Annotated in this window: 16 protein-coding genes; 4 read left to right on the forward strand and 12 right to left on the reverse strand. The window is 64.1% G+C overall.

The window, feature by feature from the left end:
• Nucleotides 1-10 precede the first annotated feature (10 nt).
• Genes Q1J79_RS10280 through Q1J79_RS10290 form a run of 3 tightly spaced genes read right to left on the reverse strand, consistent with a single transcriptional unit; the run spans nt 11 to nt 2,905 of the window.
• Nucleotides 11-850: an ABC transporter permease gene (locus tag Q1J79_RS10280; RefSeq protein WP_300299886.1), complete on the reverse strand. Its 840-nt coding sequence runs from the start codon at nt 848-850 to the stop codon at nt 11-13.
• Nucleotides 847-2,088: an ABC transporter substrate-binding protein gene (locus Q1J79_RS10285; RefSeq protein ID WP_300299888.1), complete on the reverse strand. Its 1,242-nt coding sequence runs from the start codon at nt 2,086-2,088 to the stop codon at nt 847-849. Before Q1J79_RS10285 ends, Q1J79_RS10280 begins: the two co-directional genes overlap by 4 nt.
• Nucleotides 2,072-2,905 (reverse strand): ABC transporter ATP-binding protein, encoded by an 834-nt coding sequence (locus Q1J79_RS10290; protein ID WP_300299890.1) that lies wholly within the window; start codon nt 2,903-2,905, stop codon nt 2,072-2,074. The genes Q1J79_RS10285 and Q1J79_RS10290 overlap by 17 nt, the downstream gene beginning before the upstream one ends.
• Before the next feature lie 404 nt (nt 2,906-3,309).
• Here Q1J79_RS10290 and Q1J79_RS10295 point away from each other — a divergent pair, with 404 nt between their 5' ends.
• Nucleotides 3,310-3,939 carry a TetR/AcrR family transcriptional regulator gene (locus Q1J79_RS10295; protein ID WP_300299892.1) on the forward strand — a complete coding sequence of 210 codons (630 nt, stop codon included), beginning with the start codon at nt 3,310-3,312 and terminating at the stop codon, nt 3,937-3,939.
• Here Q1J79_RS10295 and hisA read toward each other — a convergent pair.
• From hisA to Q1J79_RS10340, 9 genes are all read right to left on the reverse strand, one after another.
• Nucleotides 3,936-4,673: a 1-(5-phosphoribosyl)-5-[(5-phosphoribosylamino)methylideneamino]imidazole-4-carboxamide isomerase gene (gene hisA / locus Q1J79_RS10300; RefSeq protein WP_300299894.1), complete on the reverse strand. Its 738-nt coding sequence runs from the start codon at nt 4,671-4,673 to the stop codon at nt 3,936-3,938. The two genes, Q1J79_RS10295 and hisA, sit on opposite strands and share 4 nt — an antisense overlap.
• Nucleotides 4,670-5,248, reverse strand: a complete 579-nt coding sequence (locus tag Q1J79_RS10305; RefSeq protein ID WP_300299896.1) for a GNAT family N-acetyltransferase — start codon at nt 5,246-5,248, stop codon at nt 4,670-4,672. Before Q1J79_RS10305 ends, hisA begins: the two co-directional genes overlap by 4 nt.
• Complete coding sequence (hisH, locus tag Q1J79_RS10310; RefSeq protein WP_300299898.1) at nt 5,245-5,901, reverse strand: imidazole glycerol phosphate synthase subunit HisH; 657 nt, start codon at nt 5,899-5,901, stop codon at nt 5,245-5,247. The genes Q1J79_RS10305 and hisH overlap by 4 nt, the downstream gene beginning before the upstream one ends.
• Complete coding sequence (locus Q1J79_RS10315; protein WP_300299900.1) at nt 5,901-6,359, reverse strand: DUF2628 domain-containing protein; 459 nt, start codon at nt 6,357-6,359, stop codon at nt 5,901-5,903. The genes hisH and Q1J79_RS10315 overlap by 1 nt, the downstream gene beginning before the upstream one ends.
• Nucleotides 6,360-6,371: 12 nt before the next feature.
• Nucleotides 6,372-6,965 (reverse strand): imidazoleglycerol-phosphate dehydratase HisB, encoded by a 594-nt coding sequence (gene hisB, locus Q1J79_RS10320; protein ID WP_300299902.1) that lies wholly within the window; start codon nt 6,963-6,965, stop codon nt 6,372-6,374.
• A 168-nt stretch (nt 6,966-7,133) separates the two neighbouring features.
• Nucleotides 7,134-7,592, reverse strand: coding sequence for a hypothetical protein (locus Q1J79_RS10325; RefSeq protein WP_300299903.1), 459 nt, complete (start codon nt 7,590-7,592; stop codon nt 7,134-7,136).
• A gap of 558 nt (nt 7,593-8,150) precedes the next feature.
• On the reverse strand, nt 8,151-9,125 hold the full coding sequence (locus Q1J79_RS10330; RefSeq protein WP_300299905.1) for a hypothetical protein: 975 nt from the start codon (nt 9,123-9,125) through the stop codon (nt 8,151-8,153).
• Between the two features lie 4 nt (nt 9,126-9,129).
• On the reverse strand, nt 9,130-10,110 hold the full coding sequence (locus Q1J79_RS10335; protein WP_300299907.1) for a zinc-dependent alcohol dehydrogenase family protein: 981 nt from the start codon (nt 10,108-10,110) through the stop codon (nt 9,130-9,132).
• Nucleotides 10,111-10,127: 17 nt separating this feature from the next.
• Complete coding sequence (locus Q1J79_RS10340) at nt 10,128-11,099, reverse strand: tripartite tricarboxylate transporter substrate binding protein (RefSeq protein ID WP_300299909.1); 972 nt, start codon at nt 11,097-11,099, stop codon at nt 10,128-10,130.
• A 135-nt stretch (nt 11,100-11,234) separates the two neighbouring features.
• On the opposite strand from Q1J79_RS10340, the gene Q1J79_RS10345 reads away from it, so the two are divergent.
• The 3 genes from Q1J79_RS10345 to Q1J79_RS10355 are packed head-to-tail and all read left to right on the forward strand — an operon-like array spanning nt 11,235 to nt 13,467.
• Nucleotides 11,235-11,945 (forward strand): GntR family transcriptional regulator, encoded by a 711-nt coding sequence (locus Q1J79_RS10345; protein ID WP_300299911.1) that lies wholly within the window; start codon nt 11,235-11,237, stop codon nt 11,943-11,945.
• A 60-nt stretch (nt 11,946-12,005) separates the two neighbouring features.
• A complete protein-coding gene (locus Q1J79_RS10350; protein WP_300299913.1) occupies nt 12,006-12,872 on the forward strand; it encodes a fumarylacetoacetate hydrolase family protein in 867 nt (288 codons plus the stop codon).
• Between the two features lie 16 nt (nt 12,873-12,888).
• Complete coding sequence (locus Q1J79_RS10355; RefSeq protein WP_300299915.1) at nt 12,889-13,467, forward strand: amino acid synthesis family protein; 579 nt, start codon at nt 12,889-12,891, stop codon at nt 13,465-13,467.
• Nucleotides 13,468-13,585: the final 118 nt, after the last annotated feature.

The raw sequence follows: 13,585 nt of genomic DNA on the forward strand, positions 1-13,585 counted from the left end.
GGCGCGTCGTTCATCCTTCCCTGCTCCAGCCGTAACGCTTGATCAGGGTCAGACAGATCCAGTCGAGCAGGAAGCCGACGATGCCGATCACCACCACGATGGCGGCGAGGCGGTCGTATTCCAGGGTGTCGCGGGCATCGTTGATGGCGTAGCCGAGCCCGCTGGTGACACCGAGATATTCCGCCGGCACCAGCACCACCCAGGCGGTGCCAAGCGCCAGCCTGATGCCGGTGAGCACGTCCTGCGCCGCGGCCGGCAGGATGATCTGCAGCAGCATCTGCCAGGAACGCGCGCCGAGATTGCGCGCCACCTTGAACCAGGCGGGATCGATCTTGCGGATGCCGTTGGCGGTGGCAAACGTGATCGGCCAGACGGCGGCGGCGAAGATCAGGAAGACAATGGCGCCTTCCCAGCTTGAAAAGCTAAGCACCGCGATCGGCATCCACGACAGCGGGCTGATCATGCGCAGGAACTGGAAGGGCAGATGGGTCAGGTTGCGCAGCGCCGCAATGCGGCCGATGGCGATGCCGACCGGCACGCCGATGGCAATCGCCCAGGCCAGGCCACCCAGGATGCGCAGCAGGCTGGGCTGCATGATCGACCACAGGCTGCCGCCAGAGATCAGCTTCCACAGGCTTTTAAAGGCTGGCCCCGGCGCGAAGCCGGCGAAATTCGCCGTCGCCGGATTGCTGGCGATCACCCAGCCGCCCAGCCACCACAGGCCAAGCAGCAGGCCGACGCCCAGCGTCGCATTGCCGAGCGGGATCAGCCGGGGCAGCAGATGCGTGTGCAGGGCCGGCCGCAGCCGTGGCCGGCTTTTGGCCGCAGGCATGTCGAGCACCAGGCTCACAGCGCAATCACCTCTTCGCGGCTGAACGGATCGGCGCCGGTTGGCACGGTCGGGTCCTTGCGCCAGTCGGGGAATTTGGCCAGCGCCGTGCGGATGAAGCGGTCGTCGACCAGATCCTTGGCGACGAAATCCGGATCGAGGCCCTTCAGGAAAGTGGTGTCGCCCGAGACCACGGTCTCGTTCATCGCCTTGACGATCAGTTTCGTGGCCGAGGCATAAGGGAAGCCGTTGAAGTCGATGCGGCCGTTCTTCCAGTCGGGATGCTTGATCGCCGGCGGCGTGGCATAGGTGCCGGTGTCATAGAGCGTCATGGCGCGCTCGACCACATCCTGCGGCACCGGCAGGTATTCCATGCCGTCGCGCGACAGCAGCCTGGCGACTTCCTTTTTGTTGGCGCTGGCATAGACCTGCGCCTTCACCACCGCATTGACCACCTTCTGGGTCCACTCGGCGCGTTCCCTGGTGTCGGCCTCGTGCATGCAGACCACGCAGCAGGGATGGTTCTTCCACATGTCGCCGGTGAAGCGCAGCATCCTGGCGCCGGCCTTCAGCTCGCCCAGCGCATTGAACGGCTCGGCCACGATATAGGCGTCGATCTTCTTGGCCGCCAGGGCCGGCGGCATGTCGGGCGGCGCCATGACCTGCAGGTTGCACTCATCGGCGGCAACCGTTTCGCCCTGGCTCTTGATCACGGCCTTCACGCCATTGGCGCGCATCGCCATCTGCAGCACGATGTTGTGCATGGAATACCAGTAGGGCACGGCAATCTGCTTGCCCTTCAGGTCGGCGAAGGTATTGATGCCGGAATCCTTGCCGACCACGATGGCCGAGCCGTTGGTATGCGCCCAGGCCATGATCTTGACCGGAAACTTGTTGTTGTAGCGCATCCAGACCGGGATCGGCTTGAGCAGGTGTACCAGGTTGAATTTCTGCGCCGCGAAGCTTTCCACCAGTGACGACCAGGAGCGGATCAGGGTCGGTTTCTCGGCGACCAGGCCTTCTTCCTTGAAGAAGCCCATGCCATGGGCGACCAGCAAGGCGGTGGCATCGGTGATCGGCAGATAGCCGATGCGCACCACGTCATCCTTCGGCTGCGCAAAGGACAGGCCGGGCTTCAGCGCGCCCATCATGGCGAGGCCGCCGGCAGCCATCAGGTCGAGATAACCACGCCGGGTGAGGCCGCCCGTGGAGACAGCGCCATGGTCGATCAGGTTGCCGTTGTCACACTGCTCGCACATAGCTCACCTCTTTGCGGGTCGTCTGGGGGATATCGGTATCGTTTTCGCCGCGCGGCAGGTGTTCGCCGGTGCAGCCTTCGAAGAGTTTCAGCAGGCGGTCGCGCTCGGCCAGCACGGCCGCATCGCCGCGCTGGCGCTCTTCGGCAAGGTCGATGCGGGTGGCGGTGGCGATGCGGCCCGGATTGGCGTTCATGATCAATGCGCAATCGGCCATCAGCACGGCTTCGTCGATATCGTGGGTCACCAGCACCAGGGTGATCTGGCGTTCGCGGCAGATGCGGCGCACGTCGCGCTGCAGGGAAGCGCGGGTGAAGGCATCGAGCGCCGAGAAGGGTTCATCCAGCAGCAGCACATCGGGCTGCGTGGCCAGGGAGCGCGCCAGCGCGACGCGCTGCTGCTGACCGCCGGACAGCTGCAATGCAGGCGTGTCGTAATGCTCGCCCAGCTGCACCAGATTGAGCAGCTCCTGCACGGCGGCGCGGCGCTCGGCCGGTTTCACGCCGGCGAATTTCAGGCCAAGGGCGGCATTCTCGCCGACGCTCATCCATGGATAGAGCGAGGGCGACTGGAACATCATGTTCCATTTCGGCGACGGCCCGCGCACGATCTCGCCGTCGATCAGAACCTGGCCCTCGGCCGGCTTCAGCAGCCCGGCGATGATATGCAGCAGGGTGGACTTGCCGCAGCCCGAGCGGCCGATCAGCGCCACCGCCTCGCAGGGCTGGATCTCGGCATCGATGCCGCGCAAGGCGGGCTGGCCCCGGCGATACTGGTGGCCGATACCCTGGATCTGGATATGGGCGCCGGGCTTATACATCGGTGCCGGCTCCGCGGGCGGCGGCAGGAAGGACGGACGAGCGAGTACAGCCATGCGACGAGGACCCCCATAAACACGCTTTATAGTGTGAATATGATAAGTATGCGTCATTTGAACTGTTAATCCAATAGAACAACATTCTTGATTGTCCTTTCTGGATCACCCGTCACAAGAATGATCGGTCTATCTAGAGCAAGCTTGATGCCAAGTCATATTTTCCAATGGCTTATGGGATTTTGGAGCAGCCTGGGCGCCGAGTCTGATTGCAAAGCAAGCAGTCGCCCCGGGCAGAGGGCGGAATCTTGGGCAATTCCACAGTGACGACCGCGTGTATACGGTGGAATAAAGTCGCCCTATAAATCCAGCTAGACAGACCGATCCGTTCAGAGTCTTCTCAGGCCATCATGCAGCCCCAGCCGACCACCGCCGCCCCTGCGACCACCCCTGCCGCCGACACCGACGGCAATGCCCAGCCGACCGAGCGGCTGCTGAGCACCGCCAAGCTGCTGTTCTGCCGCGATGGCATCCATGCCACCGGCATCGACCGCATCATCGCGGAATCCGGCGTAGCGCGCATGACGCTGTATAACCGCTTCGGCTCGAAAGAAGGCCTGCTCTATGCCGTGCTGGAGCGCGAGGGCGAGGAATGGCGCGACTGGTTCTTCTCCGCCGTGGAAGCCGCCGGCGGCACGCCGGCGCAAAAACTGAAAGCCGTGTTCCCGGTTTTGCGCAGCTGGTTCGAGCGCGAGGATTATTTCGGCTGCGCCTTCATCAATGCCGTGGCCGAGCATGACAAGAGCGAGACGCGGCTGCGCGGCCTGACGCTGCAGCACAAGGGCGCGGTGCTGGCGTTTTTCGGCCGCCTGGCGCGCGAGGCCGGCATCGCCGCGCCCGAGGCGCTGGCGCACCAGATCGGCCTGCTGATGGATGGCGCCATCGTCGCCGCCATGGTGACGCAGCAGCCGGCGATGGCCGATCACGCCGCCGCAGCCGCCAGCGCGATCCTCGACGCGGCTTTGCCAGCCGCGGCTTAGGCGGCTTCCTTCAGGACGGCGGCCGGATCGATGCGGCCGTCATAAAGCGCGCGGCCCAGAATGGCGCCGTCGATTGCCGCGCCGTTGGCAGCTTCTTTCTTGAGCGCGATCACATCCTCGATGCCGGCCAGGCCACCCGAGGCGATCACCGGGATCGGCACGGCGCGCGCCATCGCCGCGGTGGCGGCGACATTCACGCCTTTCAGCAGGCCGTCGCGGTCGATATCGGTATAGACGATGGCGGCCACGCCGGCATCGACGAATTTCCTCGCCAGGTCGATGGCATCCAGGTCGCTGGCCTCGGCCCAGCCTTCCACCGCGACGCGGCCCGAACGCGCATCGATGCCAACCACGACGCGGCCGGGCCAACGTCGCGCCGCCGCCTTCACCAGATCTGGATTGCGCACGGCAACCGTGCCGAGGATCACGCGGGTGATACCGGCATTAAGCCAGCGTTCGATCGTGGCCTCATCGCGGATGCCGCCGCCGAGCTGGATCGGCAGGGTGACGGCCTTGCGGATCGCCTGCACGGCTTCCGCATTGGCCGGCTTGCCGGCGAAGGCGCCATCGAGATCGACCAGATGCAGATACTGGAACCCGGCATCCTGCCACTGTTTCGCCTGCGCCGCCGGATCATGGTTGAACACGGTGACGCGATCCATGTCGCCCTGCTGCAGGCGCACGCATTCGCCGTTCTTCAGGTCGATGGCGGGATAGAGATTGAGCGCACTCATTCGCTGACCAGGGTTTTGGAATAGAAATAGCCGTCGACATAGGCGCCATCGACATAGGCATACCGCGGCTTGGTGCCCCAGCGTTTATAGCCCGACTGCTCACAGAGCTGGATCGCCGCCGTCTGGCTGGCGCGGAAATCGAGGTCGATCTGCTGGAAGCCGGCTTTGCGCGCGGTATCTTCCACCACTTTCACCAGGCCGCGCGCCAAGCCATGGCCGCGCGCCCAGGGCGCGATGAAGAAGGTGGTGAGCGTGGCCGAATGTGCCTGCGCCTCGTTGTTCGGCGGCGGCCGCAGCAGCTGCGCCGAGCCGACGATGGCGCCATCCAGCCGGGCGACGAACAGATCGCGCTGCGGCATCAGCAGCACGCCACGCCAGTAGCTTTCCAGCACGCGGCGCGGCGGCACCTTGAGCCAGCCAAAGCCGTTGCCATCGATGATCGCCTTCTCGGCCGCCTCGCACAGCTCGTCAATCTCGTCATCGCCCAGCGCGAGGACCTTCTCGACCACCGCATTGGGCCTGATCTGCTGCAGTCTGGTCGCCATGGCGCGCTCCTCCTCCGGCTTACCGCTCATGGCCGCCACCGCAGGAAGTTGGCGAGCAGCCGCAGGCCGGTAGCCTGGCTTTTCTCGGGATGGAACTGCGTGCCCACCATGTTGTCGCGGCCGATCGCGGCGACCACCGGCCCGCCATAATCGGCCTCGGCCAGCACCACGGTCGGGTTATCCGGGCGCAGGTGATAGCTGTGGACGAAATAGGCGTGATCGCCTGACCTGATGCCGGCCAGCACCGGATGCTGCGGCTGCAGCAGGCGCAGCTGGTTCCAGCCCATATGCGGCACTTTCAGCGCGGCATCCCCGGAAACGACAACCGGCTTCAGCAATTCAACGGCGCCGTCGATCCAGCCCAGGCCCTTATGCTCGCCATGCTCGCGGCCGACGGTGGCCATCAGCTGCATGCCGACGCAGATGCCCAGGAAAGGCTTGCCGCCTTTGATCACCTGTTCGTTCAGCGTCTCGATCATGCCGGACAGGCTGTTCAGGCCCCGGTAGCAGTCGGCAAAGGCGCCGACGCCGGGCAGCACGATGGCATCGGCGGCGGCCACCGTTTTGGTGTCTGCCGTGACGGCCAGATCCAGCGCGATGCCGTTTTCATCGGCGGCCCGCTGGATGGCCTTGGCGGCGGAGCGCAGATTGCCCGACCCATAATCGATCAATGCCAGCTTCATCACACGAGCCTCGGAAATGCGTCGGTCTGCTGCGGCAGCAGGATGCGGACCGGCGATGCGGATGCGCCGGCGCCGGCCGGTGGTGCGGCCACGGCATGGCCGCGGATATAGCGTTCCTCGGCTTCCGCCGCATCCCCGGCGCGCAGCACGCCCATAAGGCGCCAGCCACGACGCTCCAGCGTCCAGCGCCGGTAATCCGCCGCCATGGCCCCGATCAGGAAACTTAAGCCCAGGGCCAGCACGCTGGCCGCGGGTTCGGCAATGTCGCCCAGTTCCAGCGCCAGGCCCCAGATGCTGCTGAGCAGCAGATAGCCGATCAGGCCAAGCCAGAGGCGATGGCGCAGCAGCCAGAGCGGCGGAAAGATCGCAGCCCACCAGGAAAATCCGCTGGCCACGGCCACGACCTGCGGATCGCCGCCGGCTTTGCCGGGGCGCTCATGCAAGGTGAAGAAACGCATGATTGCCCCGCTTTACAGCGTGCCTTTGGTCGACGGCACTGCATGCGGACTGCGCGGGTCGACCGTGAATGCGGCGCGCAGGGCGCGGGCGAGGCCCTTGTAGCAGGTCTCGACGATATGGTGGTTGTTATCGCCGTACAGGTTCTCGACATGCAGGGTGATGCCGGCATTCTGCGCGAAGGCCTGGAACCATTCCTTGAACAGCTCGGTATCCATGTCGCCCAACTTGGGCCGGGTGAAATTCACCTTCCAGATCAGATACGGACGGTTCGACACGTCGAGCGCGACGCGGGTCAGCGTTTCGTCCATCGGGATCAGCGCGTCGCCATAGCGCTGGATGCCGGCGCGCTCACCCAGGGCCTTGGCCACGGCCTGGCCGATGGCGATGCCGGTATCCTCGGTGAGGTGGTGGAAATCGATATGGATGTCGCCCCTGGCCTGGACCTCGAGGTCGATCAGGCTGTGGCGCGAGAGCTGCTCCAGCATATGGTCGAGGAAGCCGACCCCGGTGGCAATCTTGTAGACGCCGGTGCCATCAAGATCGAGCTTGACCGCGATCTCGGTTTCCTTGGTTTTCCGGGCAATGCTGGCCTGACGTGCGGCCATGGGGCACTCTCCTTGCACTGATACGGCAACTGCGGCAACGCGGGCCTGCCGGGCGGATCAGGCCCGGAAACGGGCCAGGATGCGCGGACGGGCGCGGTATAGCAGGAACCGGCCGATCAGGCTAGGCGGCTTTGCCCCGGACAGGGCCTGTCCATCCGTCCGATCCGGTCAGACCGGAACCGTCTCGGGCGGGCGCAGGTCCAGGGGCGGTTCCGGCGCGATGTGGCGGGCGGCCATCTCGGCCAGGGCGGACCGGTAATACGACAGCCGCGTGGCCAGGGCGGTCACCTCGTAAAGCGGGGTGCCGCGCAGGCGGCGTTCGGCCCCGTCGAGATCCTGCAGCAGCGGACGCAGCAGGCCGAGCTTGATCACCGGCGACAGTTCAGCCAGGCAGACCATCGGCAACCCGGCGATCATCCGGTTGAACAGCCTGGTCAGGCGCTCGCCGCGGCTTTCCGCCGGCAGGCCGGTGGCGGTACGGCTGTCGCCGCGCAACACGGCCAGCGCCTGCTGCAGGTTCTCCAGCGTCACCAGCCACTGGCCGGTGCGGCCGGGATTATCGATCAGGTCGAGTGGCAGCGGTGTTGCCTGCAGCAGGAGCAGGACGCGTCGGAGACGATCTGCCATGTCTGCGGCCTCAACCGTCATGCCGACTCTCGCCAGACTGCTGCGGAGCAGGAGCGGGGCGCGAGACAGGGCGGACGATTGTGTCGGAAAAATTTCCTTGATTCACCGTCTTCATTAACCGTTTGGCTCGGTTGCAGGTCGGCACCAGGCGATGCCGGTTGCTACTCCAAATACGAGCAAAAAATCCTTTGTTTACAGACCGTCGGACTCGCTTAACGAGTCCAGACTAACGGCATTACTCTTTTTTGGCGAGTGCAAATCCAAAAAAATACCGCTTTTCTGATAGGTCGTCGAGTACATTTGTATGCAGTGGAAAGAATTAAACTAGAACTCGATAAAAATCAATTCTCGCCGTATTTACCATGTTTTAGATGCCGCGACGGGGGAATGCGCCATATCCCCGCAATGACCGGGAAACAGGGCCGGTGTGGCCGGCCACAGACTCACGCCCCGAGCCCCGGCCAGCGGCCATCGGGGCTCGGTCAGACCCGGGCTTTAGACGCGGAATCGCTGCAGCAGGCCGGCCAGGGCATCGGACTGGTTGGCCCGAGCCCCGGTCTAACGGCTGGCGGCGTCACGGAAAGCCTGTGGCGCCTGCGGTCCCCATTGTGAGTGCAGCCCGGTGCTTTTGGGATGTCGGCGGAACTCGTGGCTGTCGTTCAGCACGTCGGTATCGGTCCAGTGTTCATGGACACGGCCCCAGGGGTCTCTCCAGTAATCGAAAATCTGGCTGCCTAGGGTGTGGCGACCCAGGCCCCAGAGATGCAGGTCGCCATATTTGCGCATCATCGCGTCATGGCCTACGGCCAGATCATCGATATCCTGTACCTCGAACGACACATGATTGAGGCCGGAATTCGCGTGGCGGCCGAACATCATGACATGATGATCGACATAGTCTTCTCCGGCATCAACACGGTTGAAGCTGGCCAGCAGAAGATTTGGATCATCCTCGGCATGCACATCGTCGGATGGCACGATGCCCAGATGCCGCCGCGCCCAGGCCACCGATTTCTCGATCTCCGGCGTGCTGATCACGGCGTGGCCGATGCGCTTCACACGGCATGGGCGATGCTCGACGCGCAGCAGATGCCCGGTTCTGGCCTGCTTGTTGTAGCCGAAATTCAGCGTTACCGGCTCGACGGCAAGAGCCGCAACAGCCTCGACGCCCCAGACCACTTCGATGCCCATGCCGTTATGCTCGGTGAGCCGCACGCGCTTGCCGCCACCCGGCTCGTCTATGTCTTCCACTGCCGAGGCGCCATCGCCATCGCGGGACAGCTTGTGTAAATCCTCCAGCGAACGAGCCCAGAAGGCGATGCGCAGAACCGCCGGATCGCCTTTCTCGGTGATGTGAATATGATGTGCCGGGTCAGTCCCGCGCATATAAAGCGCATTGGCGGTGCGTTCAGCGCGCTCAAGGCCAAATGTGGTCAGATAGTCTTCCTGCAGGTCCAGATCGGGCGAACGCAGCCTGATCCAGGCGATGTCCCTGATGCGGATGATCGGCTCGACCATTGATGCCCTCGTCATGTCGTCACGGTTTCAGCAGGATCTTGCCCAGCACGACGCTTTGCTCGATGCGACGATGCGCCTCGGCGACTTCCGTCAGCGGTAGGGTCAGGCCAATGGCGGGCCGGATCGCGCCGCCAGCCAGCAACCCGATGACATCGGTCATGAATCGGCGCCGCCGTGGCGGATCGCCGTCATAGCTGTGCATCGAGAAGCAGCGCAGCGTCAGGCTTTTCGCCAGCAGGGCCCGCATCTCGGCAAACACATTCGCCTCCGGCACGCCAGCCATGGCATTGTAGGATACCACGCAGCCCCAGGACGCCAGCATTTTCAGGCAATCGATCAGCCCGGGGCCGCCGACATGATCGAGCACGAGATCGACGCCGCGGCCCTCGGTGATGTCCAGCACGCGCTGCAATGGAGATTCGGTCCTGTAGTTGATGACGTGATGAGCGCCCTGCTGGCGGGCGAAGTCTGCCTTGGCCGGGGAGCTGACGCTGCCGATCACAACCATGCCGGCATGGCGGGCCAGTTGAACGGCGGCATTGCCGACTCCGCCGGCGGCGCCGGCAATGAAGATGCTGGCCGGTTTGCGTGGGCCCGCGCTTTCCTGCAGCATGGCCCAGGCAACCTGGTAATTGGGCAGACACGCGGCGGCATCGAGATCAGTTTCGGCCGGTAGCCGATAAGGCACCGCGGCCGGCACGACGAGATATTCCGTGTAGCAGCCGCCACGCTGCTTGAGATCACGGGCGGTGACCAGCACCTTGTCGCCGACTGCAAAGCCCTCAACGCCCGCGCCAATCTTAGCGATCACACCGCTCATGTCGCTACCCGGACTGGCCGGCAGAGATGGCATCCATTTATAGACGCCGGTGCGGATCAGCACGTCGGGCCAGCCGACGCCGATGGCCGCTGCCCGCACCAGCACTTCGCCCGGGCCAGGGACTGGAACCGGTACCTCGACCGTTTCCAGCACCTCCGGCCCACCGGTCCGGTGGATCATGACTGTTTTCACGCGCCTTATTCCTGCTGCGGGATGCTGGCCTTCTTGATCACGTCGGTCCAGCGCGCGGCTTCCTTGGTCACCATGGCCTTCATCGCCTCTGGCGTGCTGCCCTGCACCTCGCCGCCCACCAATTCCCCAAGGCGGGTTTTCACGTCGGGCCGCGCCAGCGACTGCTGCACGGCGGCATTCAACCGGGCCACGATCTCCTTCGGCGTGCCCTTGGGCGCGAACAGGCCGGCCCAGGTGCGCACGTCAAAACCGGGGATGCCGCTTTCAGCTACGGTGGGTACATCCGGCATGCCGCGGAACCGCGTCGGCGAACTGACGGCAAGGGCCTTCAGCTTGCCGGCTCTAAGCTGCGGCGCCACCGTCACCGCTGTGGCGATGATGATCGGCAGCTCGCCGCTGAGCAGGCCGGTGAAAGCGGCGGCCTCGCCGCGATAAGGGATATGGTTCCACTGGATGCCAGCCATCGAGGCGAGCAGCTCGCCAGTCAGGTGATGCGTCGAGCCAACCCCGGCCGAGCCGTAATCCAGCTTGCCCGGCTGGCTCTTGGCCTGCGCGATCAGGCCCTTGATATCGTTGGCCGGAAAATCCGGCCGGGCAGCAATGGCGAAGGCGTAATAGACCACGGTCGAGATCATCTCGAAGCTGTCGACCGGGTGAAAGGGCAGGTTCTTGTACAGGCCGGCCGACACGGCATGACCGCCGGTGGGCAGGCCTATGGTGTAGCCGTCCGGTGCTGCCTGTGCCACCACGCGGGAAGCCGTGTTGCCGCCAGCGCCGGTGCGTTGCTCCACGATCACCGGCTGTTTCAGGATTTCCGACATCGGCTGGGCCAGGATGCGTGAAATCGCATCCGCCGTGCCGCCAGCCGCGAAACCGTGAATCAAGGTGATTGGACGCGACGGATAATCGGCCGCCAGGGTCGGGCCGGCCAGCAGGACGGTACCGATCAGCGCATAGGCAAGTTCACGCAGTTTCATGTGTTTCTCTCCCTTTGTTTTTCTCGCGGCCCGGTGCCTGGGTCGCCATTAATGTTTGCATTAAGACTCATTTTATGCATAAAGTCTATAAGAATGCATTTTCACCCTGCAGTGGTCCCGACATAGACTGAACCGATGGAACCCACCGTCACCGTCCCGCGTCCCGATGCCGAAACCACCTTGGTGGAGAAGGCCTACGCCGTGCTGCGCCGGGCCATCCTGCGTGGCGAGACCCTGCCCGGTGAAAAATTGAAGATCGACGTGCTGCAAAAGGAGCACGCGATTTCCAGTTCGCCGCTGCGCGAGGCGCTGAACCGCCTGACCGCCGAAGGCCTGGTGACGGCCGAAGGCAACCGTGGCTTCCGCGTGGCGCCGATTTCGCTGGAGGATCTGCAGGACATCGTGGCAATGCGGGTCATGCTCGAGCGCGAGGCGGTCGAGGCGTCGATTGCCCAGGGTAACGACGAATGGGAAGCCCGCATCGTCGCCGCCTTTTACCGGCTCGAGCGCGAGGAAAAGCGCATCGTCGGCGACGGCGCACCGCTGTCGGAGGAATGGAGCGAGCGCCATCGCGACTTTCACATGGCACTGCTGTCGGGTACCGGGTCGCGTCGGCTGATTAATCTTTGCGCCAGCCTGTTCGATCAGGCCGAACGCTATCGCCGTCTGTCCGCCATCTATCGCAAGCGGCCGCGCAACAAGACCTTCGAGCACAAGCGGCTGATGGAGGCAGTGCTGGCGCGCGACGCTGCACTGGCCACGGCGCTACTGCGCGAGCATGTCGAGAAGACGGCGCAGAATGTCGCCAATGCCATGAAGGCGCAGGCCGAGGCCGCCGTCGACTGATCCATCCTGAACGCCCTTTTGGGCTTCCTGTCCATCACATCATTCTGGGAGTACGCGTCGATGAAACTGGCATCCTTCACCTATCAGGGGCGCGAATCCTGGGGTGCCGTGCAGGGCGACAAGATCGTTGATCTCGGCCGGCATTTCGCCGGCAGGTATCCCGGCCTGGCCGATTTCATCGCCAGCGGCGACTTCGCCGAGCGCGACCGCATCGTGCAGGGCCTGAACGCCGACATCCCGTTATCGGACATCACCTATCTGCCGGTGATTCCGCGGCCGGAGAAAATTGTCTGCCTGGTGCGTAACTACATGGACCATCATCAGGAGGTGCTGGCTGCTGGCATGCAGCGTGAGCTGTCGGAATTCCCGCCGATCTTCCTGCGCGTCTGGCGTTCGCAGGTGGCGCATGGCCTGCCGATCATCCGCCCGAAGGTGTCGGAACAGCTCGACTGGGAAGGCGAGATGGCGCTGATCATCGGCAAGGGCGGCCGCCACATCGCGCCGGCCGATGCCTACAGCCATATCGCCGGCTATGCCTGCTACAACGATGCCAGCATCCGCGAATGGCAGTTCCATGCCAAACAGATCGCAGCGGGCAAGAATTTCGTCGGCACCGGCGCTTTCGGCCCCTGGATGGTCACGGCGGACGAAATCCCCGACCCGGAGAATCTGAAGCTCGAGCTACGCCTGAATGGCAAGATCGAACAATCATCGAATACCAGCAACCTGATCTTCAAGATTCCGACCATCATCAATTACTGCTCCACCATATTCGATCTGGTGCCCGGCGACGTGATCGTCACCGGCACGCCAGCCGGAGTGGGCTGGAGCCGCAAACCCCCGCATTTCATGAAACATGGCGACGTGGTGGAGGTGGAGATCGAGAAGATCGGCATCCTGCGCAATCCCGTCGTCAACGAAGCCTGAACGCCGGAGTCCTGCCATGTGGAAGGTGCGGAAATACGTTACCTCTGTCGAAGAGGTACTGCATGAACGCGGGCCCGACCTGGCCGTGCCCCTGCGTATTGGCACGGCGGCCGTGGTGGTGAACAATCCCTATGCCGGTCGCTACGAGTCCGACCTGATGCCCGGCATGGCGGCGCTGAACGAACTCGGCCGCGAGGTCGCGCGCCGGTTGCTGAAAGCGCTGGAGGCCAAACCGGCCGAGATCGAGGCTTATGGCAAGGGTGCCATTGTCGGCGCCGATGGCGAAATGGAGCACGGCGCCATGTGGCATCCCTCGGGTGGCTGGGGCATGCGGCAAGTACTGGGCGATACCAAGGCCATCGTGCCGGCTGGCAAGATGATCGGCACGGTCGGGGCGCGGTTGATGATGCCGCTTGGTCATGTCAACGCCGCCTATGTGCGCTCGCATTTCAACACCATCGGACTCAGCATTGACGATGCGCCGCGATCCGACGAGATCGTCTTCGCACTGGCCATGGCAACCGGCGGCCGGCCGCATGCGCGTCTCGGCGGCTTGGCTGTGAGCGAGATCAAGGGCGTGGATGGTCTGCGCTGATCGGCTTTAGACGCGGAATCGCTGCAGCAGGCCGGCCAGGGCATCGGACTGGTTGGCCAGCGTCTGCGCCGATGCATTGGTCTGCTCGACCAGGGCGCCGTTGCGCTGGGTCATCTCG

The organism is Ferrovibrio sp., assembly GCF_029255545.1.
Classification (GTDB): Bacteria; Pseudomonadota; Alphaproteobacteria; order Ferrovibrionales; family Ferrovibrionaceae; genus Ferrovibrio.

Bases quoted from the DNA above. Each gene is read 5' to 3' on its own strand.
- Q1J79_RS10325 (WP_300299903.1), bottom strand. From the start codon at position 7,592: ATGGCAGATCGTCTCCGACGCGTCCTGCTCCTGCTGCAGGCAACACCG.
- hisH (WP_300299898.1), bottom strand. From the start codon at position 5,901: ATGAAGCTGGCATTGATCGATTATGGGTCGGGCAATCTGCGCTCCGCC.
- Q1J79_RS10285 (WP_300299888.1), bottom strand. From the start codon at position 2,088: ATGTGCGAGCAGTGTGACAACGGCAACCTGATCGACCATGGCGCTGTC.
- hisA (WP_300299894.1), bottom strand. From the start codon at position 4,673: ATGAGTGCGCTCAATCTCTATCCCGCCATCGACCTGAAGAACGGCGAA.
- Q1J79_RS10355 (WP_300299915.1), top strand. From the start codon at position 12,889: ATGTGGAAGGTGCGGAAATACGTTACCTCTGTCGAAGAGGTACTGCAT.
- Q1J79_RS10345 (WP_300299911.1), top strand. From the start codon at position 11,235: ATGGAACCCACCGTCACCGTCCCGCGTCCCGATGCCGAAACCACCTTG.
- Q1J79_RS10315 (WP_300299900.1), bottom strand. From the start codon at position 6,359: ATGCGTTTCTTCACCTTGCATGAGCGCCCCGGCAAAGCCGGCGGCGAT.
- hisB (WP_300299902.1), bottom strand. From the start codon at position 6,965: ATGGCCGCACGTCAGGCCAGCATTGCCCGGAAAACCAAGGAAACCGAG.
- Q1J79_RS10335 (WP_300299907.1), bottom strand. From the start codon at position 10,110: ATGATCCACCGGACCGGTGGGCCGGAGGTGCTGGAAACGGTCGAGGTA.
- Q1J79_RS10330 (WP_300299905.1), bottom strand. From the start codon at position 9,125: ATGACGAGGGCATCAATGGTCGAGCCGATCATCCGCATCAGGGACATC.
- Q1J79_RS10290 (WP_300299890.1), bottom strand. From the start codon at position 2,905: ATGTATAAGCCCGGCGCCCATATCCAGATCCAGGGTATCGGCCACCAG.
- Q1J79_RS10295 (WP_300299892.1), top strand. From the start codon at position 3,310: ATGCAGCCCCAGCCGACCACCGCCGCCCCTGCGACCACCCCTGCCGCC.
- Q1J79_RS10305 (WP_300299896.1), bottom strand. From the start codon at position 5,248: ATGAGCGGTAAGCCGGAGGAGGAGCGCGCCATGGCGACCAGACTGCAG.
- Q1J79_RS10340 (WP_300299909.1), bottom strand. From the start codon at position 11,099: ATGAAACTGCGTGAACTTGCCTATGCGCTGATCGGTACCGTCCTGCTG.
- Q1J79_RS10350 (WP_300299913.1), top strand. From the start codon at position 12,006: ATGAAACTGGCATCCTTCACCTATCAGGGGCGCGAATCCTGGGGTGCC.